The organism is Paenirhodobacter huangdaonensis, assembly GCF_004022465.1.
Classification (GTDB): Bacteria; Pseudomonadota; Alphaproteobacteria; order Rhodobacterales; family Rhodobacteraceae; genus Rhodobacter; species Rhodobacter huangdaonensis.
In genome coordinates, this window is the sequence record NZ_SAVA01000012.1 from 69,222 (window position 1) to 93,426 (window position 24,205).

Below are 24,205 nucleotides of genomic sequence, written 5' to 3' on the forward strand. Positions count from 1 at the left end.
TCAAAGCAACCCACGGTTGTTACCGACGAAACGGCGGCAGGGCGACGGCGCCTGCGCCGCGCCGATCCGGGGGAAGACATGACGACGACCAGCCCGGCCCTGGCACCGCTTCCGGCATGGCTGCCGGACCATGCGCGGCTCTACCTGCGCCATGTCGAGGAGGGGATCCCGCTGCGCGCGCTGGCGCGGGCCGAGGGCTGTCACGCCTCGACGGTGCTGCGCCGTGTGCGCCAGGTCGAGGCGCGCCGGGACGACCCGCTGGTCGACGAGGCGCTGGCGCGGCTCGGGCATGGCTCCGCTTTCGTCGGGACGGCCGTTCATCGAAAGGACGAGACCGAGATGACCGCACCGATCCGCCCTGCGGGCCTGCCCGCGGACGAGGAGCTTGTGGCGCGCGAGGGGCGCCGGATCCTGCGCCGCCTCGCCGAACCCTCGGCGCTGCTGCTCATCGCCGATGACATGGACAAGGCCGTGGTGCTGCGCGGCACGGTGCGCACCGCGGTGACCGAACGCGCGTTGGCGCGGGTCTTCGCGCTGAAGGACTGGATCCAGCTGCACCGCGCCGCCCGGGTGACGAGCTATGAGATCACCGTTGCCGGGCGCGCCGCGCTGAAGCGGATGATCGAGGAGGAGACCCTCGCGCGCGGCCTGCCGGGCGGCGAGGCGGCGGGCTCGGTCTTTGCCGGCCAGCATCGCGACTGGGGCGAGCGCGCGGTGCCCGATGCCACGGGGCAGACGCGGCGGCTGCGCGCCAACCTCGCCGAAAGCCCGCTTGCGGTGCTGGCGCGGCGGCGCGACGCGCAGGGGCAACCCTTTCTCGGCCCGGAGCTGGTCGCGGCGGGCGAGCGGCTGCGCGAGGATTTCGAACTCGCCCAGATCGGCCCGCGTGTGGCACAGAACTGGGAACGGTTTCTCACCTGTGGCGAGCGCGCGGGCTATCGGCCGGATCTCGGCCCGGGCTCCGGCGGCTCCGACCGCGCCCGCGAGCGCCTCGCCGCGGCGCTGCGCGACCTCGGCCCGGGGCTCGGCGACATGGTGCTGCGCTGCTGCTGCTTTCTCGAGGGGCTCGAGGCCGCCGAGCGGCGGTTGGGCTGGTCGGCGCGATCGGGCAAGATCGTGCTGCGCATCGCGCTGATGCGGCTCAAGCGCCATTACGACGAGACCTGTGGCGGCACCTCGCCGCTGATCGGCTGAACGGCCCGGAGGCGGGCAGGGGGCGCTGCCCCCTCGGGCTTCGCCCTCACCCCCGGGATATTTGGAGCGATTGGAAGACAAGGGCCATCACCGCTTCCAATTGCCTCAAATATCCCGGGGGTGAATTTTGCCGTCAGGCAAAAGAGGGGGCTGGCCCCCTCCTGTCTTTCTTCAGACGAGCGAGGTCACCCAGAGCACCGTCGCATCCTCGTGGCTCACCGAGACGAGGTTGTGCCCCATGCTGGCATCGTAATAGGCGCTGTCGCTGCGCTTCAGCTCCTGAGGTTCGTAGAACTCGGTATAGAGCCGCACGATGCCGGTGAGGACATAAAGGAATTCCTCGCCGTCGTGGCGCACCCAGCCGTGGAACTCCTCGAAGCTGCGCGCCCGGATCCGGGCACGATAGGGCAGCATCTGCTTGTTGCGCAGCGCATTCGCCAGAAGTTCGTGCTCGTAGGTGGTGGTCAGATGCGCCACGCCCTCGCCGGCGCGGGTCACCGCCATCCGCCCCGTCACCTGCCCCTTCGAGGGCGGGGTGAACAGCTGCGGCACCGAGATCGCCAGCCCCTCGGCGAGCTTCTTCAGCGCTTCGTAGGTCGGCGACATCTGCCCGTTCTCGATCTTCGAGAGGGTCGAGCGGGCGAGCCCCGCCTGCGCCGCCGCCTGTTCGAGCGTCCAGCCGCGGGCCTTGCGCAGCTCGCGCACACGGGCGGCGAGGTCGACGGGTTCGGGAACCACTTCCTCGCCGCTCTCGCGCGCGATGCGGATGATCTTCGCGTGTTCGATCTCGCCCATGGCGGCCTCCGGCTTGCAACCCCGCTGCACGCGGCGTAGCAGGAAGCCATGCTCTCTGTCCATGCCTCGCCCTTTGCAGACCCTGCGCCCGCGTCCTTCAACATGGCGGCCCATGTGCTCGCCCCTGCCGCCGCGCGTGCCGATCGCTCGGCCTTGCAGATCCTCAGCCCGACCGGGGCCGAGCGCTGGTCCTGGGCGCGGCTCGAGGCGGCGGTGCGCGGCGCGGGCACCGGGTTCCTGGATGCCGGGCTGGTGCCGGGCGATCGGGTGCTGTTGCGGCTTGGCAATACCCCCGAGTTTCCGGTGGCCTATCTCGGCGCGATCGCGGCCGGGCTGGTGCCGGTGCCGACCTCGCCGCAGCTGACGGCGGGCGAGATCACCAGGATGGCGGCTCAGGTCGCCCCGGCGGCGATCGTCGCGGACGCGGGGATCGCGCTGCCCGACAGCCCCGCGCGGGTGATCGGCGAGGCCGAGCTGCGCGGCTTCGAGGCGCTCGCCCCCTGTGCCTGGGAGATGGGCGATCCGGACCGGCTGGCCTATGTCGTCTTCACCTCGGGCACCTCGGGCCAGCCGCGGGCGGTGATGCATGCGCATCGCGCGATCTGGGCGCGGCGGATGATGCATGCGGGCTGGTACGGGCTGACGCCCGCGGACCGGATCCTGCACGCCGGCGCCTTCAACTGGACCTACACGCTCGGCGCCGGGCTGATGGACCCCTGGTCGGTCGGTGCCACCGCGCTGATCCCGGCGCCCGGTGTGCCGGTGCAGGCGCTGCCGCTGCTTCTTCGCCGCTTCGATGCGACGATCTTTGCCGCCGCGCCCGGGGTCTACCGGCAGATGCTGCGGCATCATCCGAAGCTCGCCCTGCCGCGGCTGCGGCACGGGCTCAGCGCCGGCGAGGCGCTGCCTGCGCTCACCCGGCAGCACTGGCGCGCCGCCACCGGGACCGAGATCTACGAGGCGCTCGGCATGTCGGAATGCTCGACCTTCGTCTCGGGCGCGCCGGGGCACCCTGCGCCCGAGGGCTGCGCCGGCTGGCCGCAGGAGGGGCGCACCCTCGCCGTGCTTGACCCCGAGGGCGCCCTGGTTCGCCGCGGCAGCCCCGGCACGCTCGCCGTGCACCGCACCGATCCCGGGCTGTTCCTCGGCTACATGGGCGCGCCCGCCGCCACCGCCGCGCGCTTCAGCGCCGATGGGGAATGGTTCCTCACCGGCGACACGGTGACGATGACCGAGGCCGGCGCGATCCGCTACGAGGGGCGCGCCGACGACATGATGAATGCGGGCGGCTTCCGCGTCAGCCCGCTCGAGGTCGAGGCGGCGATGGCTGGCTGCCCGGAGGCGGGCGAGGTTGCCGCCGTCGAGATCCGCGTCAGCGCCGAGGCGAGCGTGATCGCCCTTGCCCATACCGGCGCCGCGACGGCCGAAGCGCTTGCCGCTCATGCCGCCGCCACGCTTGCCCGCTACAAGCAGCCCCGCCTGTTCCGCGCCGTTGCCGAATTGCCGCGCAACCGCAACGGCAAGATCGACCGCCGCGCCCTGCGCGACGCCTGGCCCAAGGAGCCCGCCGCATGATCCCGCTCGACATCTTCGCCGACCCCGTCTGCCCCTGGTGCCTGATCGGGAAGGCCAATCTCGACCGCGCACTCGAGGCGCGGCCGGGCCATCCCTTCGTCCTTGCCTGGCACCCGTTCCGGCTTGATCCGACGATGCCGGCGGGCGGCATGGCCCGCCCCGATTACCTGCGCGCGAAATTCGGGGCCGAGGCCGACAGCATCGACATTCCGGTGCTCGAGGCGGCGCGTCGGGCCGGGGTCACACTGGACCTCGCCGCGATCGCACGGGTGCCGAATACGCTCGATGCGCACCGGCTGCTGCACTGGGCCGGCATCGAGGGGCGGCAGACCCCGGTGATGTCGGCGCTGATGCGCGCCTTCTGGCGCGAGGGGCGCGACATCGGGGCGCCCGAAGTGCTGGCCGGGATCGCCGAGGCCGCGGGGATGGACCGGGCGCTGGTCGAACGGCTACTGGCCAGCGATGCCGACCGCGACGAGGTCCTTGCCCGCGAGGCCCATGCCCGCGAACGCGGCATCCGCGCCGTGCCGAGCTTCGTCATCGGCAACCAGCACATGGTCGAGGGCGCGCAGCCGGTCGAGACCTGGCTTGCGGTGATCGACGAGCTCGCGGCCGCCCCGGAAGATGCGCCCGAAGCTGAGCACTGACGCACAACCCCCTGCGCGATCCCGCGCGGCGCGGGGCTGGCATTCCCGCGCGAGGGGGCTATGGTCGGCGCGAACCTGAAAGGCCCCTCCCGTGACCCAGTCCCCCGTTCCCGCACCGGTGCGCACTCTCTCGCTGCCCGAATTCGTGGCGATGCTTGCCTCGCTCACCGCCACCGTCGCCTTCTCGATCGACGCGATGCTGCCGGCGCTGCCCGAGATCGCCGCCACGCTCTCGCCCGGCGACGTGAACCGCGCCCAGCTGGTGCTCACGGTCTTTGTGCTCGGCATGGGGCTTGGCACCTTCTTCGTCGGGCCGATCTCGGACGCGATCGGGCGCAAGCGCACGATCACCGGCGGCATCGTGATCTATGTGGTGGGCGCGCTCGCCGCCGCCTGGTCGCACAGCCTCGAGATGCTGCTGATCGCGCGTTTCGTGCAGGGGATCGGCGCCTCGGGGCCGCGGATCGTGCCGATGGCGCTGGTGCGCGACCTCTATGCCGGGCGCGAGATGGCGAAGATCACCTCCTTCATCATGATGCTCTTCATCCTGGTGCCGGCGCTGGCGCCGACGATCGGCGGGGCGATCGCCGCGGTCTTCGGCTGGCGTGGCATCTTCGGCGCCTTCGTGGCCTTCGGTCTGCTCGGCGTGCTCTGGGTGATCCTGCGCCAGCCCGAGACCCTGCCGCCCGAGCGCCGCCGCCCCTTCGTGCCGGGGGCGCTGCTCTCGGGCGCGCGCGAGGTGCTGTCGGATCGCGACGTGCGGTTCTACACCGCGATCCTCGCGCTCGGCTTCGGGCAGATGTTCTCGGTGCTGTCCTCCTCGCAGCAGCTCTACGCCGCCTATGGCGTGCACGAGACCTTCCCGCTGTGGTTCGGCGCGGTGGCGATCCTTGCCGGCACCGGCTCGGTCTTCAACGCGCGCTTCGTGATGCGGCTCGGCATGCGGCGGATCGTGCGCGGCGCCTATCTGATGCAGGTCTGCCTCTCGGCACTGATGCTGGCGGCGCTGCTCGCGGGTTTCGTGACCCCGGCGGGCGGGCTGCTCGCGGTCTTCGCCTGGAACGTGTCGGTGTTCTTCATCGCCGGCCTCACCTTCGGCAACCTGAATGCGCTGGCGATGCAGAAGATGGGGCATCTCGCCGGCATGACCGCTTCGGTCGTCACGGCCCTTTCGACGGTGGGCGCGGTGTCGATCGCGGCGCCGGTCGGGCTGATGTTCGACGGCACGGCGCGCCCGGTGGTGATCGCCACGCTGATCTGCTCGGGCCTTGCCTGGGCGCTGATGGGGCGCACCGACGATCAGATCTGAGGCAGGGGCGCCCGCGCCCCGGTCCCGTCCCGGTAACGGCACGACGGCAGGCACAGCGCCACCGCCCCGCTTCCAATTGCCTCAAATATCCCGGGGGTGAATTTTGCCGTCAGGCAAAAGAGGGGGCAGGGCCCCCACCTTACTCGTTGTCGCCAAAGCGCGAATCGTCGTCGAATTCGTCCTCGCCCTCGGGCACGAACTTCTCCGACAGCAGGATCGAATGGTTGTCATGCAGCGGATCCATGACGACATCCGAGGGCAGCTCGCCCGTCAGCCAGTCACGGATCTCGTCGCGCGCCTCGGCCGGGTCCTGCCCGGAAAGCTCGGCGATATAGGTGACGAAGGCGCGCTGGTCGCCGTCGATCTCGTCAAGCCGGTCTTCCTCGGCATCGGGCCAGCGGTTCTGGATCGCCTCATAGAAGGCGCTCCAGTTGTCCTGAACATGGTGCCATTTCATCTCAGTCTCCTTCCCGGCGCAAACCCTCCCGCGCCCGTCTCAACATTGCGCTTCAACGGGGCGGGAGAAAAGGCCTTTCTCCTGTGTCGATTGTCGCGGAACGGGGCCCGCTCAGAACCAGCTCTGGACCGTCCGGGCGCCGCCCGAGACGTCCTCGCCGACACCGGCGACCGTGTTGCACCCGGTCAGGGCGACCGCAAGTGCGGTCAGAAGGATCAGCTTCTTCATTGCTCTGCCTCATACCACCAGACTTCGGGCTGAAAGCCCGGCCAGTCCCCATATAGCGGAAGTCTTTCGGGAAAGTGAAGGTTGCGGTCATGCGCGATGCGCGAGATCGGCGCATACCAGCCGGGAATGACATAGCGCCCCGCCGTCAGCACCCGGTCGAGGGCGCGCACCGCGGCGGTGAAATCCTCGGGCGTGCGCGCCTCGAGCATGGCGCGCACCATCGCCTCGGCGGCGGGGGCGTTCATCCCCATCCAGTTGCGCGAGCCGGGCTCGCTCACCCCGCGCGCGCCCCAGTAGAGCATCTGCTCGTTGCCCGGGCTGAGCGAGAGCGCGCGGCTGTACCAGGCCATGCCGAAGTCATAGCTGTTGGTGCGCGCCTGGTATTGCGCGTCATCGACCGTCGTCACCTTCGGGAAGATGCCGATCCGGCGCAGCGCCTCGACATAGATGTCGACGATCGACTGGGTCTCGGCCGCGCCCTGCTTCAGCACGATCTCGAAGCGGAAGGGCGTGCCCGCGGCGTCTCGCAGCACACCGTCCGCGCCCACGCTCCAGCCTGCCTCCTCGAGCAGCTTCATCGCCTTGCGGCTGTTCTTGCGGTTCAGTTCGCGGCCGTCCGAGACCGGCAGGGCATAGCCCTCGAGCGTGCCGGGCGGCAGGCTTGCGGCAAAGGGGGCGAGCAGCGCCGCCACCTTGCCCTCGGCCGGACCGGGCCGCATCGCCAGGTCGGAGTTCGCGAAATACGATGTGATGCGCGGCTCGCGGCCGCCGTTCAGCGTGGCATTGATGAATTCGAAGTTGAACACGTCGATCATCGCCTCGCGCACGCGCCAGTCGGCAAAGACCGGCAGGCGGGTGTTCATCACCAGCCCCGAGATCCCCGAGGGCCGCCGGTGCGGGATCTCGGACAGCACCACACGCCCGTCGCGCACCGCCGGAAAATCATAGTCGCGTGCCCATTTCGCGGCATTCGTCTCACGGAAGGTATCGGTCTCGCCGCCCTTGAAGGCCTCGAAGACCACGCCGCCGTCGCCGAAGTAATCCCACCGCATCTCGTCGACATTGAAGCGGCCACGGTTCAGGGCCAGGTCCTTGCCCCACCAGTCGGGGTTGCGGCGCAGCGTGATGAAGCGCCCGGTCTCGACCCGGTCGATGATGTAGGGGCCCGAGCCCACCGGCGCGACCTGCGTCGCCTCGGCAAACGCCTTGCCCTCCCATTGCGCCTTCTCCAGCACCGGCCGCATCCCCATCAGCAGCGCGAGTTCCCGGTCGGGCTCGGTGAAGGTGATGCGCAGGCTGCGCGGGCCGGTCTGCTCGATCGACTTCACCTTGCGCCAGGCGTTCTGGTAGCGCGGATGGCCCTCGCGGCCGAGGGTCTGGTAGGACCAGATCACATCCTCGACCGTCACCGGCCGGCCGTCCGAGAACCGCGCCTCGGGGCGCAGGGTGAAGGCGACCCAGCTGCGCGCCGCGTCGGTCTCGACGCTTTCGGCGAGCAGCCCGTAGAGGGTGAAGGGCTCGTCGATCGAGCGATCCATCAGCGATTCGGTGACGAAGGTGGCGATCCCCTGCGCCGGGCGCCCTTTCAGGATCCAGGGATTGAGCGAATCGAAACTGCCGGATTCGCCGAAACGGATGCGGCCGCCCTTCGGCGCATCGGGGTTGGCATAGGGCAGGTGGGTGAAGCCCGCGGGCAGGGCGGGCGCGCCGTACATCGCGATCGCAGGCGCGGGCTCGGCCGCGGCGGGGCCTGCAAATACAGGGAGAAAGGCAAGCACGACCGCCCCGAGGCCGCGCAAAAACTCCGATCGCATCATCGCAACAATCCTGTGTTTGCCTGTATTTTCAGGCGGCAAGCTAACGATGCTGAGACGGGGGCGCAAACTTTTCCCTTGGATTGCGGCGGCATCAGGCTTATAAAGATCTCACTGCTCGATAGGTTTCTTGCCTGTATGAAACCTGCCTCATGACTTGACGCCCGCCTTGCGCGGGCGTCTTTTTCTTTTGCATCAAGGCATTGCTTCGCGCGTTCCGGCTCACGTCATTGTGCGCATCAGACATGGACCTTCGTTCGCGCTCCGCTAATCTTTCGGGCATGTCTTCCGGTTTCAGGAGTTAAACATGAGTCTCAAGGGCAAGACGGCGATCATCACCGGCTCGAATTCCGGCATCGGTCTGGGGGTGGCGCGCGAACTCGCGCGGGCAGGCGCCGACGTGGTGCTGAACTCCTTCACCGACCGCGACGAGGATCACGCGCTCGCCGAGGCGCTCGGCCGCGAGTTCGGCGTCGGCGCGCGCTATATCCGGGCCGACATGTCGAAGGGCGAGGACTGCCGCGCCCTGATCGGGCAGGCGGGGGTGTGCGACATCCTGGTGAACAACGCCGGCATCCAGCATGTCGAGCCGATCGACAGCTTCCCGGTCGAGACCTGGGACCGGATCATCGCGATCAACCTGTCCTCGGCCTTCCACACCACCGCCGCGGCGCTGCCGCTGATGCGCAAGGCGGGCTGGGGCCGGATCGTCAACATCGCCTCGGCGCACGGGCTGACCGCCTCGCCCTTCAAGTCGGCCTATGTCTCGGCCAAGCACGGCGTCGTCGGCTTCACCAAGGTCACCGCGCTCGAGACCGCCGAGGAGCCGATCACCGCGAACGCGATCTGCCCGGGCTATGTGCTGACGCCGCTGGTCGAGGCACAGATCCCCGACCAGATGAAGGTGCACAACATGGACCGCGAGACGGTGATCCGCGAGGTGATGCTGACGCGCCAGCCCTCGAAGCAGTTCGCCACCGTCGAGCAGCTCGGCGGCACCGCGGTCTTCCTGTGTTCGGAGGCCGCCGCGCAGATCACCGGCACCACGATCTCGGTCGACGGCGGCTGGACCGCCCTCTGATCCGATCCGTGACGCAAGGTGAAACGGGCCCGCCGCTTCATCTTGCCCTAAATACCTCGGGGGGAGTCTGCGCAGCAGACCGGGGGGCCGCGCCCCCCGGCGACGCATCTCGAAAGGACGACCGATGGAAACGAAGCGGATCAACCTCGCCCTGCAGGGCGGCGGCGCGCATGGCGCCTTCACCTGGGGCGTGCTCGACCGGCTCCTTGACGAGGACTGGCTCGAGATCGCGGCGATCTCGGGCACCTCGGCCGGCGCGCTGAACGGCGCGGCGCTGAAGGCCGGGCTCGGTCAGGCCGAGGGCAAGGCGGGCCGGCGCCACGCGCGCGAAAACCTCGACTGGCTCTGGTCACAGGTCTCCGAGGTGAACGACCTGCGCCTCGACCGCTGGGTCTCGGCGCTGTTTCCGCAGCCCGAGGCGATCAACCGCTGGATCGAGGCCTTCACCCCGGCCGCCTGGATGGATCAGCTGACCCGGATGATCTCGCCCTACGACACCGGCCCCTTCTACATCAACCCGCTCGAGCACATCGTCGAGCGCTTCGAATACGAGCATGTCTGCGCCGAGACCGGGCCGGCCTTCTTCGTTTCGGCGACGAATGTCCGCACCGGCAAGATCCGGGTGTTTTCCGGCGGGGAGATCACCGCGAAGGCGATCCTCGCCTCGGCCTGCCTGCCGAACCTGTTCCGAGCAATCGAGTTCTACGACCCGCAGACCGGGCAGGGCGAGGCCTTCTGGGACGGCGGCTTCACCGGCAACCCGGCGCTCTTCCCGCTGTTCGGGCTCGAACTGCCGCGCGACATCGTGATCGTCAACATCAACCCGCTCTACCGCGAGGGATTGCCGCAGTCGCCTTCGGAGATCGACGAGCGGATCAACGAGATCTCGTTCAATTCCTCGCTCTTGCGCGAACTGCGCGCGATCAGCTTCGTGCGCCGGCTGATCTCGGAAAGCCGGCTGGCCGAGGGCACGATGAAGGACGTGCTGGTGCATATGGTGGCCGACGACAAGACGATGACCGAGCTCGGCGCGGCAACCAAGGTCACCCCCACCACCGGCACGCTGAAGCGGCTGAAGGCGGCGGGGCAGGCGGCGGCGGACCGGTTCCTGACCCAGCACGCCGATGCGATCGGTCAGCGCGCCTCGGTCGATCTGGCCGGGCTTTTCGGCTGATCCCTGTCGCGCGGCACCGGATAGACGAGACCGGCCGAGATGATCAGCTTGGCCGCATCCTCGATCGTCATGTCGAGATAGGTGACCTGGCTTTCCGGCACGAACATCAGAAAGCCCGAGGTCGGGTTCGGTGTCGTCGGCATGAAGACCGAGATCAGCGGATCCGCCGCGCTGCCCTGCGCGGCGATCTCGCCCTTCGAGCGCGACGAGACGAAGGCCACCGCCTTGATCCCCGGGCGGGGATAGTCGATCAGGCAGGCACGGTCGAACTTGGTCTCGCCCTGGGCGAAGACAGTCTCGGCGATCTGCTTCAGCCCGTTGTAGACCGAGCGCACCACCGGCATCCGGTCGACGAGGCTTTCGCCGAAGCGCAGCACCGAGCGGCCGATGATGTTCTTCGCCAGCCAGCCGACGATGATGGTGAAGACGAGGAAAAAGATCACGCCGAAGCCGCGGACGTTCAGCCCGATGTATTGCTCGGGCTGGAACTCCTGCGGCACGAAGGGCAGCACCCAGCCATCGACCCAGCCGGCGACCGTCCACATCAGCCACAGCGTGAGCCCGATCGGCGAGATCACCACGAGCCCGGTCAGGAACGAGGCCCGCAGCCCCGCAAGGAAGCCCTTCTTGCGGGCATGGGGCAGGTCGGTCGGCGGCTCGGTCATGGCGGCTCCAGACAGGTGTTCGCCATTACCTAGGCGCGTGCCGCGACCGCCGCAATGGGGGCGCTAACGGAGCGTCACAATTTCCCGTGCGATGGCACTCGCAAGCCGCGCATTGTTCAGAACGAGGGCGATGTTGGCCTCGAGCGAGCGGCCTTCGGTCAGTTCGAAGATGCGCTGCAGCAGGAAGGGCGTGACCGCCTTCGCCGCCACATGCTGCGCCTCGGCCTCGGCGAGTGCCGCCTCGATCACCGGCACGATCAGCTCGCGTGCGATCTCGGCCTCGGGCGGGATCGGGTTCGCGACGAGCGCGCCGCCCGCAAGGCCGAGCCGGCGGCGCATCAGATGCGCCGCCGCAATCTCGGCCGCGGTGTCGGCACGCAGCGGCGCCTTCAGCCCCGAGCTGCGCGACCAGAAGGCCGGGAAGTCGTCCTGGCCATAGGCAATCACCGGCACGCCATTCGTTTCCAGAACTTCCAGGGTTTTCGGAAGATCCAGAATCGCCTTCGCACCGGCGGCGACCACGACCACCGGGCTCAGCCCGAGTTCGGCCAGATCGGCCGAGATGTCGAAGCTCGTCTCGGCGCCGCGATGCACGCCGCCGATGCCGCCGGTGGCAAAGACCGAGATCCCGGCCAGCGCCGCGCAGATCATCGTTGCCGCCACCGTGGTGGCGCCGGTCGCGTTCGCGGCCAGGCAGACGGCGAGATCGGCGCGGCTGACCTTCATCACCCCGGTCGCCTGCGCCAGCCGCTCGAGCTCGGCAGCCGTGAGCCCGATGTGGATATGCCCGCCCATCACCGCGATCGTCGCCGGCGTCGCGCCATGGGCGCGGATCTCGGCCTCGACCCGGCGCGCGGTCTCGACGTTTTGCGGAAAGGGCATCCCGTGGGTGATGATCGTCGATTCGAGCGCGACGACGGAGCGGCCGGCATCGAGCGCAGCGCGAACCTCGGGGGCGAAGGTGAGGGGGGCGGTCATGTGGCGATGTCTCCCGAAACATAGCGCGCGGCGGCCTCGAGGGCGCGCGCAAGCGCCGCCTCGCGGCCGAGCCCGGCGCGTTCGGCCACCAGATGGGCGGCCATGAAAGTGTCGCCCGCGCCGGTGACGCGGGTGACGAGAACGGTGGGCGGGGCGCGGCAGATCACCTCAGCGCCGCGCGTGCCATCGGCGGCGGCGCGGCCGCCGTCGGTGACGAGGGCATGGGCGGCGCCGCGGGCAAGCAGCCCTTCGGCCGCGGCCGTGGCATCGGGGAAGTCGGCGCCGCACAGGATGCCGGCCTCCTCGAGGTTCACGTAAAACGTCGCGCCCGGATGGGCGAGAAGCGGGGTCAGCCGCGCCGCCTTGCCCGGGCTTGCCGGGGCGATGCGCAGGTCGGCCCGGGCGAAAAGCGGCGAATGCGCGATCTCGGCGAGCAGCGCCTCGGTCAGGTTGCCGTCAAGCGCGACGGCTCCTTCCCAGGGCGCATGCGCGCCGCCAAGACGGCCGTCCGCCAGCGGGCGCAGGATTTTGTCGCCCGCCGCCTCGAGCGAATGGGCATCGGCCACCGCAGCCACCAGACCGTTCGCCCCCTCGATCGCCATGTAGCGGTCGGTGGGCAGATCGTCCGAGCGATAGAGAAAGCGGCAATCGATGCCGTGCAGCCCGGCCGCGGCAATGAGCTCACTGCCCTGCGGGTCACGCCCGATCGCAGTCAGGATCGCCGGGCGCAGGCCGAAGCGGGTGAGGGTCATCGCGATGTTCATCGCGACGCCGCCCGGCAGGCGGATGATCCGCCCGGGCACGTCGGCGCCCGGCCGCATGTGCACCGGCGCGCGGCCGATGATGTCCCACAGCACGGAACCGATGCACAGAATGTCGGGTGTCTTGTCCATGGCTCTTGGTGCCCCGACGGGGCGCGCGACGCAAGAGGGGGAAGGGGGGCGCTGCCCCCCGTCCTGCGGACTCCCCCCGGAGTATTTCTGCCAAGAAAAAGAGAGGGAGGGCTTTCCCAGGGCTTTTCTTGGCGAAAATACTCCCGCCGGAGGCATCCGCCGCTTGCCAGCCGGGGCGGGGCCGGCTATATGGCGCGCACTTCACAGGCGGAGGCGGGCCTTCCGGGGGAGACATCCCCGGCGGTCCACCGGTTGGGAGAGATCCCTGATCCTCCGCCAAGGCGCAAACCGGAAAGGAAATGGAACATGGCGCTTCCCGATTTCTCGATGCGTCAGCTGCTCGAAGCTGGCGTTCACTATGGCCACCAGACGCAACGCTGGAACCCGCGCATGGCGGAGTTCATCTATGGCGAGCGCAACGGCATCCACATCATCGACCTGACCCAGACCGTGCCGATGCTCGATGCGGCGCTGCAGGTGGTGCGTGACACCGTCGCCAAGGGCGGCCGCGTGCTCTTCGTCGGCACCAAGCGTCAGGCCTCGAAGGCCGTCGCCGATGCCGCCGAGAAATGCGCGCAGTACTACATGAACCACCGCTGGCTCGGTGGCACGCTGACCAACTGGAAGACCGTCTCCCAGTCGATCCAGCGTCTGAAGAACATCGACGAGGTGCTCGCCTCGGGCGCCGAAGGGCTGACCAAGAAGGAACGCCTGCACATGGAACGCGAGCAGACGAAGCTTCAGGCTTCGCTCGGCGGCATCCGTGAAATGGGCGGCCTGCCGGATCTGCTCTTCGTCATCGACGTGTCGAAGGAAGACCTCGCCATCCTCGAAGCGCAGAAGCTGGGCATCCCGGTCGTGGCCGTGGTCGACACCAACTGCTCGCCGAAGGGCGTGGACTACATCATCCCGGGCAACGATGACGCGGCGCGCGCCATCGCGCTCTACTGCGACCTCGTCTCGCGCGCGGCCCTCGACGGCATGACCGCGCAGATGGGCGCCGCGGGCGTCGACCTCGGTGCGCTGGAAGAAGCGCCGGTCGAAGAAGAAGTCGGGGCCTGAGGCCTCACCCGACGGGGCCGGCGAGACCGCCTGGCCCCGTCATGTCATTCCGCTGACATGACGGCGTGGTTCAACCGCGCTGAAATTCCAAAAGATTTCGAGGAGGCCGAGATGGCGATCACCGCAGCGATGGTGAAGGAACTGCGCGAGACGACCGGCGCAGGCATGATGGACGCGAAGAAGGCGCTGACCGAGACCGACGGCAACATGGAAGCCGCGATCGACTGGCTGCGCACCAAGGGCCTGGCGAAGGCCGCGAAGAAGGCTGACCGCGTTGCGGCCGAGGGCCTCGTCGGCGTCGCCGTCGACGGCGGCAAGGGCGTTGCGGTCGAGCTGAACTCGGAAACCGACTTCGTCGCCAAGAACGCCGACTTCCAGAAGCTCGTCTCGGACATCGCGACCGCCGCGCTGACCGCAGCCGACGTCGAGGGCCTGAAGATTGCCGACGTGAACGGCAAGCCGGTGTCGGAAGCGATCAATGGCGCCATCGCCGTGATCGGCGAGAACATGACGCTGCGCCGGATGGCCAAGGTCGAGGGCGACGTCGTCGTCTCCTACGTGCACAACGCCGCCGCCCCGGGCATGGGCAAGATCGGCGTGCTCGTGGCGCTGAAGGGCAGCGACAACGGCATCGGCAAGCAGATCGCGATGCACATCGCCGCGACCGCGCCGGCCTCGCTGGATGAGGCCTCGCTCGACCCGGCCGTGCTGCAGCGCGAACTCGAGGTGCAGACCGCCAAGGCGCTCGAAGAGAACGCGACCTCGGCGAAGCCGAAGCCCGAGCAGGTGATCCACAACAACATCATCCCGGGCCGGATGAAGAAGTTCCTGGAAGAGAACACCCTTCTCAACCAGAAGTTCGTCATCAACCCGGACCTGACCGTGGCGCAGGCCGCCAAGGATGCCGGTGTCGAGATCGTCGCCTACGAGCGCATCGCCGTCGGCGAAGGCATCGAGAAGAAGGAAGAGGATTTCGCTGCCGAGGTCGCCAAGACCGTCGCCGGCGCCTGATCCGGACCTTTCGGAAGATCGAGCAACGCCGTCCCTCCGGGGGCGGCGTTTGCTTTTGTGCGGTCGAGAAAGACGGCCCGCATGCGGGGATAGCGGTTCACGCTGCGTGAAATACAGGGGGCTCCGGGGCATCTGCTGGCGTTCCTGCAGAAACGAGAACGGCCCGGACGTGGTGAGAATGCACCTGCCCGAGCCGCAACCGGAAAACCGGCTGGAGCTTTCGCCGGCAATATACCCGGCCCTTGCCCCTGTTCCTGGCCGAAGCCACCACTCACGGAACAGTGACATGAAAGCCGAATGCAGAGATTCCCGCCAGTCCGGTTTTCCTTACTTAAAGGAAAAATTATCACCGTTGCCTGCGGAGGACCGGATCGCGCCGTCGATATAGGAGCGGTTGAAGAAGATCTGCCGCTGCAGCGAGGCTTTCAGCACCGCCTGCGCCGTGGTCTCGACATCGAGCGCCTCGCGGGCGAGCCGCAGATGCTTTTCCACCGTCGCGATCGTCAGCCCCATCAGCATCGCGATATCGGCCGTGGTCTTGCCGTCGGCCACCCATTCCAGCACCTCGCGCTGGCGTCGCGTCAGCGCCCGGTGTGCGGTGACGAAGGGCATGGTCGAGATCCGCAGATGGGTGATCGCGTTCACCACCATCAGCTCGCGGCCATTGCGCTCCCAGATCTCGTCGACATCGCTTTGCCGCAGGCCGGGCTCGGCGCACAGGCCGATGCCGGCGCGGGCCCGGCTCGATCCGTCGATGAAGGAGATCGAATAGCCCGCGCGCACCCCGTGCCGGTGATTGACGTCGAGCACATGCAGTTCCGGCGGCGTCAGCAGGCCGGCGCGGACGCGCTCCTCGACCCAGCTCCAGGAGCAGGCGCCGACATTCTCGGCGGTCCAGCGCACCATCGGCGCATGCATGAACAGCCCGCCGCGCAGGAATTCATTCAGGTAGGGCTCGTCATGGTTCGACAGGATCAGCGTGTCCTCAAGCCGGCCAAGCCCGGACCCGGTGCGGAAAGGGGTGAAGGCATAGATCAGCCGGTCGAAACCGTATTGTGACATCAGCTCGCAATGGAGCTCCCAGAGCTTGTCAATATCCTGAAGAGAAAGAAGTTTTTCGAGATGATTTATCATCTGTTTCCCAATTCGCGGGACCCGTGGCGCCGTAAGGGCGCTATTGGTCGCAGCGCCGATATTGGCATGGGGCAGAGTTGCGGCGCAACCCTTGTCGCACTCCGGGAAACAATCGCGCCGGCCCCGGATCTCAGCGCGCGGTTTCGCAGCGCGGCTGTGCCAGCGTTTCGCGGGTGAGCGCCGGAGCAAGCGCGCTCATCGCATCGAATTGCGTCAGGAACACCCGGCCGGTCAGCGCCTCAGGCAGGCCCGAGCGCAGCAGATGGTCCATCACCGGCCCCTTGACCTCGCTCAGATGCAGGCAGACGCCGGCATCCTTGAGCCGCGCGTTCACCGCCTCGAGCGCCTCGAGAGCCGAGGCGTCGATGGCGTTGATCGCCGGGCAGTTCAGTACCAGATGGCGGATCTCCGGGTCGGCGGCGACGGCGTCGTAGATCACGTCCTCGAGGAAGCGGGCATTGGCAAACCACAGGCTCTCGTCGATGCGGATCGAAAGCACGTCGGGGGCCAGCACCACGCGGTGGCGGCGGACGTTGCGGAAATGCTCGGTTCCCGGGACCTGGCCGATCACCGCGTAATGCGGCCGCGACGACCGCGCGAGATGCAGCCCGATCGACAGCACGACGCCGGTGGCAATGCCGGTCTCGACCCCCTCGATCAGGGTGACGACGATCGTCGCGGCCATCGCGATGCCGTCGCTGCGGCTGTAGCGCCAGACCCGGCCAAGCGCGCGCAGGTCGATGAGCGAGGCGAGGGCAACGAAGATCGTGGCGGCAAGCGTCGCCTGCGGCAGATGGGCGAGCGCCGGCGTCAGCAGCAGCGTGGCAAGCGCCATGCCAAGCGCGGTGAAGGCGCCTGCGGCCGGGGTGGCGGCGCCGGCGTCGAAATTCACCACCGAACGGGCAAAGCCACCCGAGATCGGCATGCCGCCCGAGAAGGCCGAGGCGAGGTTGATGCCGCCCTGCGCGATCAGCTCCTGATCGGGGTCGATGCGCTGGCGCCGTTTCGCGGCGAGGGTCTGGGCGACCGAGATCGTCTCGACATAGCCGATGATGGTGATCAGCAGCGCCGGCAGCGCGAGCTCGCGCCAGAGCGCGAGGTCGAGCGGCGGCAGCGCGAGGCCGGGCAGGCCCTGCGGCACCTGGCCGACGACGGCGAGGCCATAGCGCTCGAGGCCGAAGGCCCAGGTGGCCGCGGTGCTGCCGGCGACGGCGACCAGAGGCGCCGCGCGCGCGAGCACACCGGCAAGCCGCGGGGGCAGGCCGCATGCTTCAAGAACGGGTTTCAACCACTTGCGGGCCCAATACAAAAATCCAAGCACGAGGGCCGAGAGCAGCACCGTCGCCGGCTTGATCCCGCCCAGATTCTCGAGAAGTCCCAGTGCCATCGGCGGCAGGGTCTTGGCCTCGACACCGACGCCGAGGAAATGCTTGATCTGCCCGGCGGCGATCAGGATGCCGGTCGCCGAGATGAAGCCCGAGATCACCGGATGGCTGAGAAAGGCGGCGATGAAGCCAAGCCGCAAAAGCCCCATGGCCACGAAGATCAGCCCGGAGAGGAAGGCAAGCGCCACCGCCGCGCCCAGGTATTCGGGCGTGCCGCGGGCGGCAAGCCCGCCGACGGCGGTCGCGGTCATCAGCGAGATGATCGCGACCGGCCCCACCGCGAGCGTGCGCGAGGTGCCAAGGAGCGTATAGGCCAGAAGCGGCACGATCGAGGCATAAAGCCCGACCTGCGCCGGCAGCCCGGCGAGCAACGCATAGGCCAGCGCCTGCGGGATCAGCATGATGGTGACGATCAGCGCCGCCACCAGATCTGCCTCGAACGTCACGCGACCATAGTCGCGCCCCCATGTCAGGATCGGAAAATATCTTTTCAGCATGGGGGCTTGCGGTTCATTCCTTAGCGCCTTTCGGCATGCATCCGAAGCAGGGGCACAAGCCCCGTATGGTCATAGCCGGCCTCGGCCGCGAGGGAGACGATCTCGTCCAGTGGCCGCGTGCCCGCCTGCGACATCGCCCACAGGTGCGACGAGCGCGTGCCCGAGCGGCACCAGGCCAGAACCGGCGTCTCGACCGCCGCCAGCGCCGCCTCGAACTCGGCGACCAGCTCGGGCGTCATCGCGCCCGGGTAATAGGGCAGGTAGTGAAAGGCGAGCCCGTGCTCGGCCGCCGCCGCCGCCATCGCCGCGCTGTCGAGCGCGTCGCCGGCCTCCTCGTCGGGGCGGTTGTCGATCAGCGTGCGGAATCCCATCCGCGCCGCCTCGGCGACATCCTCGAGGGTGATCTGCGGCGCCACCGCGAATTCCGGTGTGATCTGCCGAACGTCCATCTGTCTCTCCTGCTCGACCGGAGTGCCGGCCGGGTCAGAGCCCGTTCACCGGCACCTTCAGATAGGTCCTGCCGTCATCCTCTGGGGGCGGCATTTGACCGGCGCGCATGTTGACCTGCAAAGACGGGATGATCAAGCGCGGCATCGACAAGGTGGCGTCCCGCGCCTCGCGCATCTTGACGAAATCCTCGCGCGACGTGCCGCCGCCGACATGGACGTTGCGCGCCTTCTCCTCGGCCACCGTCGTCTCCCAGGCATAGCTGTCGCGACCGGGCGCCTTGTAGTCATGCGCGACGAAGATCCGGGTCGCGTCGGGCAGGGTGAGGATTTTCTGGATCGAGGCATAGAGCGCATCGGCCGACCCCCCCGGGAAATCGCAGCGCGCCGTGCCGTAATCGGGCATGAAGAGCGTGTCGCCGACAAAGGCCGCATCGCCGATGACATAGGTCAGGCAGGCGGGCGTGTGGCCCGGGGTGTGCAGCACACGGCCCTCGAGCGCGCCGATGGTGAAGCGGTCGCCCTCGACGAAAAGCCGGTCGAACTGCGAGCCGTCGCGCTGAAACTCGGTGCCCTCGTTGAAGATCTTGCCGAAGGTGTTCTGCACCACGGTGATGCGCTCGCCGATGCCGATCTTGCCGCCAAGGCGCTCCTGGATATAGGGCGCGGCCGACAGGTGATCGGCGTGGACATGGGTTTCGAGGATCCACTCGACCCGCAACCCCTCGGCGCGGATCCAGTCGATCACCGCATCGGCCGAGCGGGTGTCGGTGCGGCCCGAGGCGTAATCGAAGTCGAGCACGGAATCGATCACCGCGCAGGCGTCGCCGCCCGGATCGCGGACCACGAAGGTGGCGGTGTTGGTGGCCTCGTCGAAGAAGGGCTTCACCGCAGGGTTCACGCTCTCGCTCATCGCATCCTCCTGATTTCGCCAGATATAGGCTGTCCGAAACATATCGCAAGCGGCGAATGTGTCAGGGGGACGCGAGGTCAGCCTCCCAGGGCCAATGCGCGACGATGCCGGGCAGCATGGCGAAGTCGGAAAAGGCGATGGCATGGGGCAGGGCGCTGACCGGGGCCTTGCGATAGCCCTCGGTGAACAGCAGGAAGGGCAGCCCGGCGCGCTCTGCGGTCTCGGCATCGACCTCGCTGTCGCCGACATAGAGCGCGCGGCCGCCGCCCAGCATCTGGTGCGCCTTCAGCAGCGGCGCGGGGTCGGGCTTGCGCGCGGGCAGGCTGTCACCGCCGATGATCGTCGCAAAGAGCGGCGCGATCTCGAAATGGCGCAGCACGGCCGCGGTCGGGGCGAGCGGCTTGTTGGTGCAGATCGCCAGCGGATGCCCGAGGTCCCGGAAACCGGCCAGCGCCTCGCGGACCCCCGGAAAGAGTGCGGTCAGCCCCACGGCGCCCTCGTAGCGGGCGATGAAATCCGCGGTGAGGCGGGCCTGCAGCAGTTCGTCGCCGCCCGCGCCCGAAGCCTCGAGCAGGCAGTGCACCAGATGCGGCACGCCGCGGCCGATGAAGCTGCGCACCTGCATCAGGGTGAGCGGGGCAAAGCCGTTCTCGACCAGCACCTCGTTCGAGGCGGCGTGGATGTCGGGCACGGAATCGATCAGCGTGCCGTCGAGGTCGAAGATCAGGGCAGGCAGGGTCATCAGGCGTCCTTCCATTTGATCGAGCAGCCCATCGAGGCGACCTGCCCGGCCGGGCCTTGCCCGGTTGCGGCGATCTGCAGCATCGCCTCGTAAAGCTCGCGCTTCGCGTCCACGGGCCCCGCCGTGCGGCCCGAAGCATCAAGCCGGCCGCGATACTGAAGCTCATCCGCGGCATTGAAACCGAAGAAATCCGGCGTGCAGGCCGCGCCATAAGCCCTTGCCACCTCTTGCGTTTCGTCAAAGAGGTAGGGGAAGGGGAAGGCCCGGTCGCGGGCCAGCCGCACCATGTTGTCGAAGCTGTCCTCGGGATAGGTGGCGACGTCGTTCGCCGAGATCGCGGCAACGCCGATCCCGGCTGCGATCAGCGCCGCGCCGTCGCGCAGGATCCGGTCGAGCACCGATTGCACATAGGGGCAATGGTTGCAGATGAACATGATAAGCGTGCCCTTCCGCCCGCGGATCGCCTCAAACGACCAGTCGCGACCGTCGGTGCCGGGCAGGGTGAAGCCGGGCGCCTTCCAGCCGAAATCGCAAACCGGGGGAGTGACCGCCATCCGAACCTCCTGCACTCAGGGACGCCCGCACAGTAGCGCAAGCACGCCCCGAGGCAAGGCGCCGCGCGGCCGCGGGCGGCAAAAGAAAACCCGCGGCACATCAGACATGCGCCGCAGGCCATTGAAGAGACGGGATTTCCCTTAGCGGGCGGCTTCTGCCGCGGCGCGGATCGCGCGGATGTTCGCGCCATAGGGGGCGGGGTTCTCGACCGAGCCGCCCTTGAACACCGCCGAGCCGGCGACCAGCACATCGGCGCCCGCCGCCGCCATCAGCGGCGCCGTCTCCGGGGTGATGCCGCCGTCGATCTCGATATGGATCGGGCGATCGCCGATCTTCGCGCGCAGCGTCTTCACCTTGTCGATCTGGCTGTGGATGAACTTCTGCCCGCCAAAGCCCGGGTTCACCGTCATCACGCAGATGAGGTCGACCATGTCGAGCAGGTAGTCGATCCCGTCGATCCCGCTGCCCGGGTTGATCGCGAGCCCCGCCTTGCAGCCCGCGCCGCGGATCGCCTGCAGCGTGCGGTGGATATGCGGCCCGGCCTCGAGATGGGCCGAGATCACGTCGGCGCCGGCCTCGGCGAAGGCGTCGATATAGGGATCGACCGGCGCGATCATCAGGTGCACGTCCATCACCGTCTGGATATGCGGCCGGATCGCCTTCACCAGCGGCGGGCCGAAGGTCAGGTTCGGCACGAAATGCCCGTCCATCACGTCGACATGGACCCAGTCGGCGCCCTGCGCCTCGATCGCGCGGATCTCCTGTCCGAAGTTGGCGAAATCGGCCGAGAGAATCGACGGCGCGATCTTGATGGAGCGGTCAAAGCTGGTCATGGCATCCTCGGGGCAGGGGGCGCGGACGGTTTTTCCCGTCTGGCCAAGGCGTTCGAAGGTGAAGCTCAAGCGCCGCCCCAAGTGGTGCCCACGGGCGGCGCTCAGGGGTTTCGGGGGCTTTTGCCACGGGAGCGCCCCGTGGCGCAAGTCTCAGGGCATCAGGTGCTCGTCGGGCATCGCCGCGGCCACCTCGGGCGAGTCGTAGTAATGCGCGATGCGCTTCACCTTGGGCGCGGTGCCGAAGACGAAGGGCGTGCGCGCATGCAGGCTGTCGGGCGCCTGGTCGAGGATCGGGTGCACGCCGTCGGTCGCCCGGCCGCCGGCCTGTTCAATGACGAAGGCGATCGGCGCGCATTCGTAGACGTGGCGCAGGCGGCCGCGCTCATAGCCCTTGCGGCTGTCGCCCGGATAGAGGAACACGCCGCCGCGGCGCAGGATGCGGTGGGTTTCAGCGACCAGCGAGGCGATCCAGCGCATGTTGAAATTGCGCCCGCGCGGGCCTTCTTCGCCGGCGATCAGGTCGTCGACATAGGCGCGGATCGGCGCCGGCCAATGGCGCTTGTTCGAGGCGTTGATGGCGAATTCCGAGGTATCCTTGGGGATCGGCGCGAAATCCGGCTGACGTTCGAAACGGCCGGTGTCGGGATCGAGGATCCAGTGATGCACGCCGTCACCGAAGGTCACGACCAGCGCGCATTGCGGCCCGAAGATCATGTAGCCGCCGGCGATCTGCTCGCGCGCCGGGCGCAGGAAGCTCGCCTCGGCCGTGTCGGCGGCCGGGAAGATCGAGAAGATCGTGCCGATCGAGACGTTGACGTCGATGTTCGACGAGCCATCGAGCGGATCGACGGCAAGCGCCAGCGTGCCCGGGCCGAGGGTGAGGATCTCGTCTTCTTCTTCCGAGGCGTAGAAGGCCACGGCCGAGCCCTTGAGCGCCTCCATGTAGGCGGCGTCAGCCATCACGTCGAGCGCCTTCTGGCCGTCGCCGCCGGCATTGGTGCCGCGGGCTGCGGCCAGGTCCTGGTCGATGCCGTTGCGGGCGATCAGTCGTTGCAGCCGGGCGCCGACAATGCTGAGCCGCTGCATCACATCGGCGAGTTCAGGCGCGAGCGCCAGACCGTCGAGATCGAGTGACATGGAATCCTCCTTGCGCGATAGGTCGCGTGCGGGTCCTGATTTGCACCCGGCGCGCGAAAGATTCAATCGCCAAGGAATTGAAAACACGGTCGACGGATGCGTTTCGCCGGCCGATATGCCCGGATCCGGCGGAAAGCAGCCCGGATGGATCATTTAGTTTACATAATACCAATTATGCGCCCTTTTATCCCTCTGGGTTGATTGGGCGCGAGTCTGGTGGGTTTTGTGCATTTCACTGGCAAAGGAGCCATGATGCAGAAAACGATTGTTAACATTCTCGTCAAGCAGGTTCTGCCCCTGCTGATCGGCGCCGCCGGGGCGTTGGTGGCCACGGACCTTCCGTGGGTGCATCACGCCTTCTGTGTGGTGTCCTGATGGGCGCCCGGCGTGATCCCCAGCCCGGCGCGATCTCGGTGCAGACGTTTGGCGACGCGGTGCGCTGGCTTTTCCTCAATGTGCCGTCCGAGCGGATGCGGGCGGTCATCGAGGACGGCGCCCCCCTGCCCTCGGCCGCTCGGCTGATGTGCGATATCTACTGGATCAATGAGGGCGCGCTCCGGCGTGAGCTGGCGCGCTTCTGGTATCCCGAGCGGTATCGGGGTGTCCTCTGATGGACCCGATTATCGGTGGATCTCTCATCAGCGCCGGCGCGAGCTTGCTGGGCGGCATCTTCGGCAAGTCGAAGCCGAAGTATGTGACGCCCGACTATGCGAAGATCCGGAGCAAGGCCGAGGCGGCGGGGTTCAATCCCCTCACCGCCCTGACCTCGGCCCCCGGCCAAGTCGTTCAGTCGCAGAATTACATGGGGTCGGCCATCGCCGACGCCGGTCTTCTGTTGGCTGACGGCATGGCGAAGAAGGCCGAGCAGGTGGGCGAGGTCGCGAAGCTCAAGGAGCAAAATCAGAAGCTGGTCGAAAAAGTCCAGCAGATGACCTTGCGTCCCCGGATTGGTGGCATTTATGCTGCCACCGAAAGCACGCCGTCTCTGCGGCAAGCTCTGGGAGTTCAAGGTGAAGTATCTTCTGATCCCGCTGTGGTGGGGCGCGCTGGTCGTTCTGGCGGTGGCGGTTCTGGCGGCGCTGTTCAGCCTGTAACGCCGCCGCAGATGGATCGGTATAACCTCTACGTCGAGGTTTACGATCCGATGACCAAGCGCTACACGCGCATCCCCAATCCGGACCTGATGGATACCGGGCCCGTTGAAATGGCTACGGGCATGGCGGTGATCGGTGCCGCCGATCTTTCGCAGAACGGTATTCCCGCGGCGGCTAAGAAGGCGCGCTCTTATGTTGCGCCCGTTCTCGGCGCCGGTGGTCCGCGTCGTCGTCCCTACAAGGGGGCGAAATGAAAAAGCCCAAACCCTGCGCCTCGTGCGCAAAGCGCCGGGCCGCTCTCAAGCGGGCCGCGCGGAAAATCATCAAGTTCAAATCGAAAAGGAAGCTCAAATGAGCTATCAGGATGCACGCAATGTGCGGCGCGAAGCCCGCACGCTCGTCGGTCGTTTTCGTGGTGGGGTGCTCGCGCCTGTGATGGCGGTTGCCGTTCGCGGCAACGAGGGTGGTTTCGTCTCGCAGAAGGTGACCTTCGAGCTGGACCCGATCGCCGGGCGGATGATCACCCCGATTTACGGCGAGCTGACCTCGGTTTTCGTGCCGGTGCAGGCCATGGATGCGATCCGTG

At 67.9% G+C, this 24,205-nt stretch carries 26 protein-coding genes and 1 pseudogene; 12 read left to right on the forward strand and 15 right to left on the reverse strand.

Going from position 1 to position 24,205, the window contains the following annotated elements; translation table 11 throughout:
- Window positions 1–78: 78 nt before the first annotated feature.
- On the forward strand, window positions 79–1,194 hold the full coding sequence (locus EOW66_RS17190; RefSeq protein WP_128157537.1) for a DUF6456 domain-containing protein: 1,116 nt from the start codon (window positions 79–81) through the stop codon (window positions 1,192–1,194).
- A 171-nt stretch (window positions 1,195–1,365) separates the two neighbouring features.
- Here the strand turns inward: EOW66_RS17190 and EOW66_RS17195 are convergent, their stop codons facing one another.
- The gene (locus EOW66_RS17195; RefSeq protein WP_128157539.1) at window positions 1,366–1,989 is read right to left on the reverse strand and encodes a helix-turn-helix domain-containing protein; all 624 of its coding nucleotides are present in this window, start codon (window positions 1,987–1,989) and stop codon (window positions 1,366–1,368) included.
- 48 nt (window positions 1,990–2,037) lie between these two features.
- Between EOW66_RS17195 and EOW66_RS17200 the strand changes: the two genes are divergently transcribed.
- The 3 genes from EOW66_RS17200 to EOW66_RS17210 all read left to right on the forward strand — a co-directional run bounded on the left by EOW66_RS17200 (window position 2,038) and on the right by EOW66_RS17210 (window position 5,520).
- On the forward strand, window positions 2,038–3,564 hold the full coding sequence (locus EOW66_RS17200) for a class I adenylate-forming enzyme family protein (RefSeq protein WP_128157540.1): 1,527 nt from the start codon (window positions 2,038–2,040) through the stop codon (window positions 3,562–3,564).
- Window positions 3,561–4,211 carry a DsbA family oxidoreductase gene (locus tag EOW66_RS17205; protein WP_128157542.1) on the forward strand — a complete coding sequence of 217 codons (651 nt, stop codon included), beginning with the start codon at window positions 3,561–3,563 and terminating at the stop codon, window positions 4,209–4,211. The genes EOW66_RS17200 and EOW66_RS17205 overlap by 4 nt, the downstream gene beginning before the upstream one ends.
- Window positions 4,212–4,362: 151 nt before the next feature.
- On the forward strand, window positions 4,363–5,520 hold the full coding sequence (locus EOW66_RS17210) for a multidrug effflux MFS transporter (protein WP_128157584.1): 1,158 nt from the start codon (window positions 4,363–4,365) through the stop codon (window positions 5,518–5,520).
- Between the two features lie 139 nt (window positions 5,521–5,659).
- Here the strand turns inward: EOW66_RS17210 and EOW66_RS17215 are convergent, their stop codons facing one another.
- The 3 genes from EOW66_RS17215 to EOW66_RS17225 all read right to left on the reverse strand — a co-directional run bounded on the left by EOW66_RS17215 (window position 5,660) and on the right by EOW66_RS17225 (window position 8,022).
- Entirely contained in the window at window positions 5,660–5,977 is a 318-nt protein-coding gene (locus EOW66_RS17215; protein ID WP_128157544.1) for a hypothetical protein, read from the reverse strand.
- Window positions 5,978–6,088: 111 nt separating this feature from the next.
- Window positions 6,089–6,205 (reverse strand): lipoprotein, encoded by a 117-nt coding sequence (locus EOW66_RS17220; RefSeq protein ID WP_113900206.1) that lies wholly within the window; start codon window positions 6,203–6,205, stop codon window positions 6,089–6,091.
- Complete coding sequence (locus tag EOW66_RS17225; protein ID WP_128157546.1) at window positions 6,202–8,022, reverse strand: extracellular solute-binding protein; 1,821 nt, start codon at window positions 8,020–8,022, stop codon at window positions 6,202–6,204. The genes EOW66_RS17220 and EOW66_RS17225 overlap by 4 nt, the downstream gene beginning before the upstream one ends.
- Window positions 8,023–8,326: 304 nt before the next feature.
- Here EOW66_RS17225 and EOW66_RS17230 point away from each other — a divergent pair, with 304 nt between their 5' ends.
- Both EOW66_RS17230 and EOW66_RS17235 read left to right on the forward strand, forming a co-directional pair.
- A complete protein-coding gene (locus EOW66_RS17230) occupies window positions 8,327–9,100 on the forward strand; it encodes a 3-hydroxybutyrate dehydrogenase (RefSeq protein WP_128157548.1) in 774 nt (257 codons plus the stop codon).
- Window positions 9,101–9,224: 124 nt separating this feature from the next.
- Complete coding sequence (locus tag EOW66_RS17235; protein ID WP_128157550.1) at window positions 9,225–10,274, forward strand: patatin-like phospholipase family protein; 1,050 nt, start codon at window positions 9,225–9,227, stop codon at window positions 10,272–10,274.
- Here the strand turns inward: EOW66_RS17235 and EOW66_RS17240 are convergent.
- The 3 genes from EOW66_RS17240 to EOW66_RS17250 form a co-directional block, all read right to left on the reverse strand.
- Entirely contained in the window at window positions 10,235–10,939 is a 705-nt protein-coding gene (locus tag EOW66_RS17240) for a DUF502 domain-containing protein (RefSeq protein ID WP_113900209.1), read from the reverse strand. The genes EOW66_RS17235 and EOW66_RS17240 overlap by 40 nt on opposite strands.
- Window positions 10,940–11,002: 63 nt before the next feature.
- Window positions 11,003–11,917, reverse strand: a complete 915-nt coding sequence (locus tag EOW66_RS17245) for a pseudouridine-5'-phosphate glycosidase (protein WP_128157552.1) — start codon at window positions 11,915–11,917, stop codon at window positions 11,003–11,005.
- A complete protein-coding gene (locus tag EOW66_RS17250) occupies window positions 11,914–12,810 on the reverse strand; it encodes a PfkB family carbohydrate kinase (protein WP_128157554.1) in 897 nt (298 codons plus the stop codon). The genes EOW66_RS17245 and EOW66_RS17250 overlap by 4 nt, the downstream gene beginning before the upstream one ends.
- A 306-nt stretch (window positions 12,811–13,116) precedes the next feature.
- Here EOW66_RS17250 and rpsB point away from each other — a divergent pair, with 306 nt between their 5' ends.
- Window positions 13,117–13,872: a 30S ribosomal protein S2 gene (gene rpsB, locus EOW66_RS17255; protein ID WP_113900212.1), complete on the forward strand. Its 756-nt coding sequence runs from the start codon at window positions 13,117–13,119 to the stop codon at window positions 13,870–13,872.
- 111 nt (window positions 13,873–13,983) lie between these two features.
- Window positions 13,984–14,883 (forward strand): translation elongation factor Ts, encoded by a 900-nt coding sequence (gene tsf / locus EOW66_RS17260; protein WP_113900213.1) that lies wholly within the window; start codon window positions 13,984–13,986, stop codon window positions 14,881–14,883.
- Window positions 14,884–15,210: 327 nt separating this feature from the next.
- Here the strand turns inward: tsf and EOW66_RS17265 are convergent, their stop codons facing one another.
- The 8 genes from EOW66_RS17265 to EOW66_RS17300 form a co-directional block, all read right to left on the reverse strand.
- A complete protein-coding gene (locus EOW66_RS17265) occupies window positions 15,211–16,017 on the reverse strand; it encodes a LuxR family transcriptional regulator (protein WP_128157556.1) in 807 nt (268 codons plus the stop codon).
- A 130-nt stretch (window positions 16,018–16,147) separates the two neighbouring features.
- Complete coding sequence (locus tag EOW66_RS17270; protein ID WP_128157558.1) at window positions 16,148–17,899, reverse strand: SulP family inorganic anion transporter; 1,752 nt, start codon at window positions 17,897–17,899, stop codon at window positions 16,148–16,150.
- 20 nt (window positions 17,900–17,919) lie between these two features.
- Window positions 17,920–18,348: a TIGR01244 family sulfur transferase gene (locus EOW66_RS17275; protein WP_128157560.1), complete on the reverse strand. Its 429-nt coding sequence runs from the start codon at window positions 18,346–18,348 to the stop codon at window positions 17,920–17,922.
- A 34-nt stretch (window positions 18,349–18,382) separates the two neighbouring features.
- The gene (locus EOW66_RS17280; protein ID WP_128157562.1) at window positions 18,383–19,258 is read right to left on the reverse strand and encodes an MBL fold metallo-hydrolase; all 876 of its coding nucleotides are present in this window, start codon (window positions 19,256–19,258) and stop codon (window positions 18,383–18,385) included.
- Window positions 19,259–19,319: 61 nt separating this feature from the next.
- Window positions 19,320–20,000: a phosphoglycolate phosphatase gene (gene gph, locus EOW66_RS17285; protein ID WP_128157564.1), complete on the reverse strand. Its 681-nt coding sequence runs from the start codon at window positions 19,998–20,000 to the stop codon at window positions 19,320–19,322.
- Complete coding sequence (locus EOW66_RS17290; RefSeq protein ID WP_128157566.1) at window positions 20,000–20,554, reverse strand: thioredoxin family protein; 555 nt, start codon at window positions 20,552–20,554, stop codon at window positions 20,000–20,002. The genes gph and EOW66_RS17290 overlap by 1 nt, the downstream gene beginning before the upstream one ends.
- Before the next feature lie 141 nt (window positions 20,555–20,695).
- Window positions 20,696–21,388 carry a ribulose-phosphate 3-epimerase gene (rpe, locus tag EOW66_RS17295; RefSeq protein ID WP_128157568.1) on the reverse strand — a complete coding sequence of 231 codons (693 nt, stop codon included), beginning with the start codon at window positions 21,386–21,388 and terminating at the stop codon, window positions 20,696–20,698.
- Window positions 21,389–21,538: 150 nt separating this feature from the next.
- On the reverse strand, window positions 21,539–22,525 hold the full coding sequence (locus EOW66_RS17300) for a class 1 fructose-bisphosphatase (protein WP_128157570.1): 987 nt from the start codon (window positions 22,523–22,525) through the stop codon (window positions 21,539–21,541).
- A gap of 252 nt (window positions 22,526–22,777) precedes the next feature.
- Here EOW66_RS17300 and EOW66_RS20850 point away from each other — a divergent pair, with 252 nt between their 5' ends.
- The 4 genes and pseudogenes from EOW66_RS20850 to EOW66_RS17315 all read left to right on the forward strand — a co-directional run.
- A complete protein-coding gene (locus EOW66_RS20850) occupies window positions 22,778–22,900 on the forward strand; it encodes a hypothetical protein (RefSeq protein WP_275402053.1) in 123 nt (40 codons plus the stop codon).
- Window positions 22,900–23,136 (forward strand): hypothetical protein, encoded by a 237-nt coding sequence (locus EOW66_RS17305; RefSeq protein ID WP_128157572.1) that lies wholly within the window; start codon window positions 22,900–22,902, stop codon window positions 23,134–23,136. The genes EOW66_RS20850 and EOW66_RS17305 overlap by 1 nt, the downstream gene beginning before the upstream one ends.
- A complete protein-coding gene (locus EOW66_RS17310; protein ID WP_128157574.1) occupies window positions 23,136–23,873 on the forward strand; it encodes a hypothetical protein in 738 nt (245 codons plus the stop codon). Before EOW66_RS17305 ends, EOW66_RS17310 begins: the two co-directional genes overlap by 1 nt.
- A gap of 97 nt (window positions 23,874–23,970) precedes the next feature.
- A pseudogene (locus tag EOW66_RS17315) lies at window positions 23,971–24,205 on the forward strand (hypothetical protein); the annotation flags it as partial.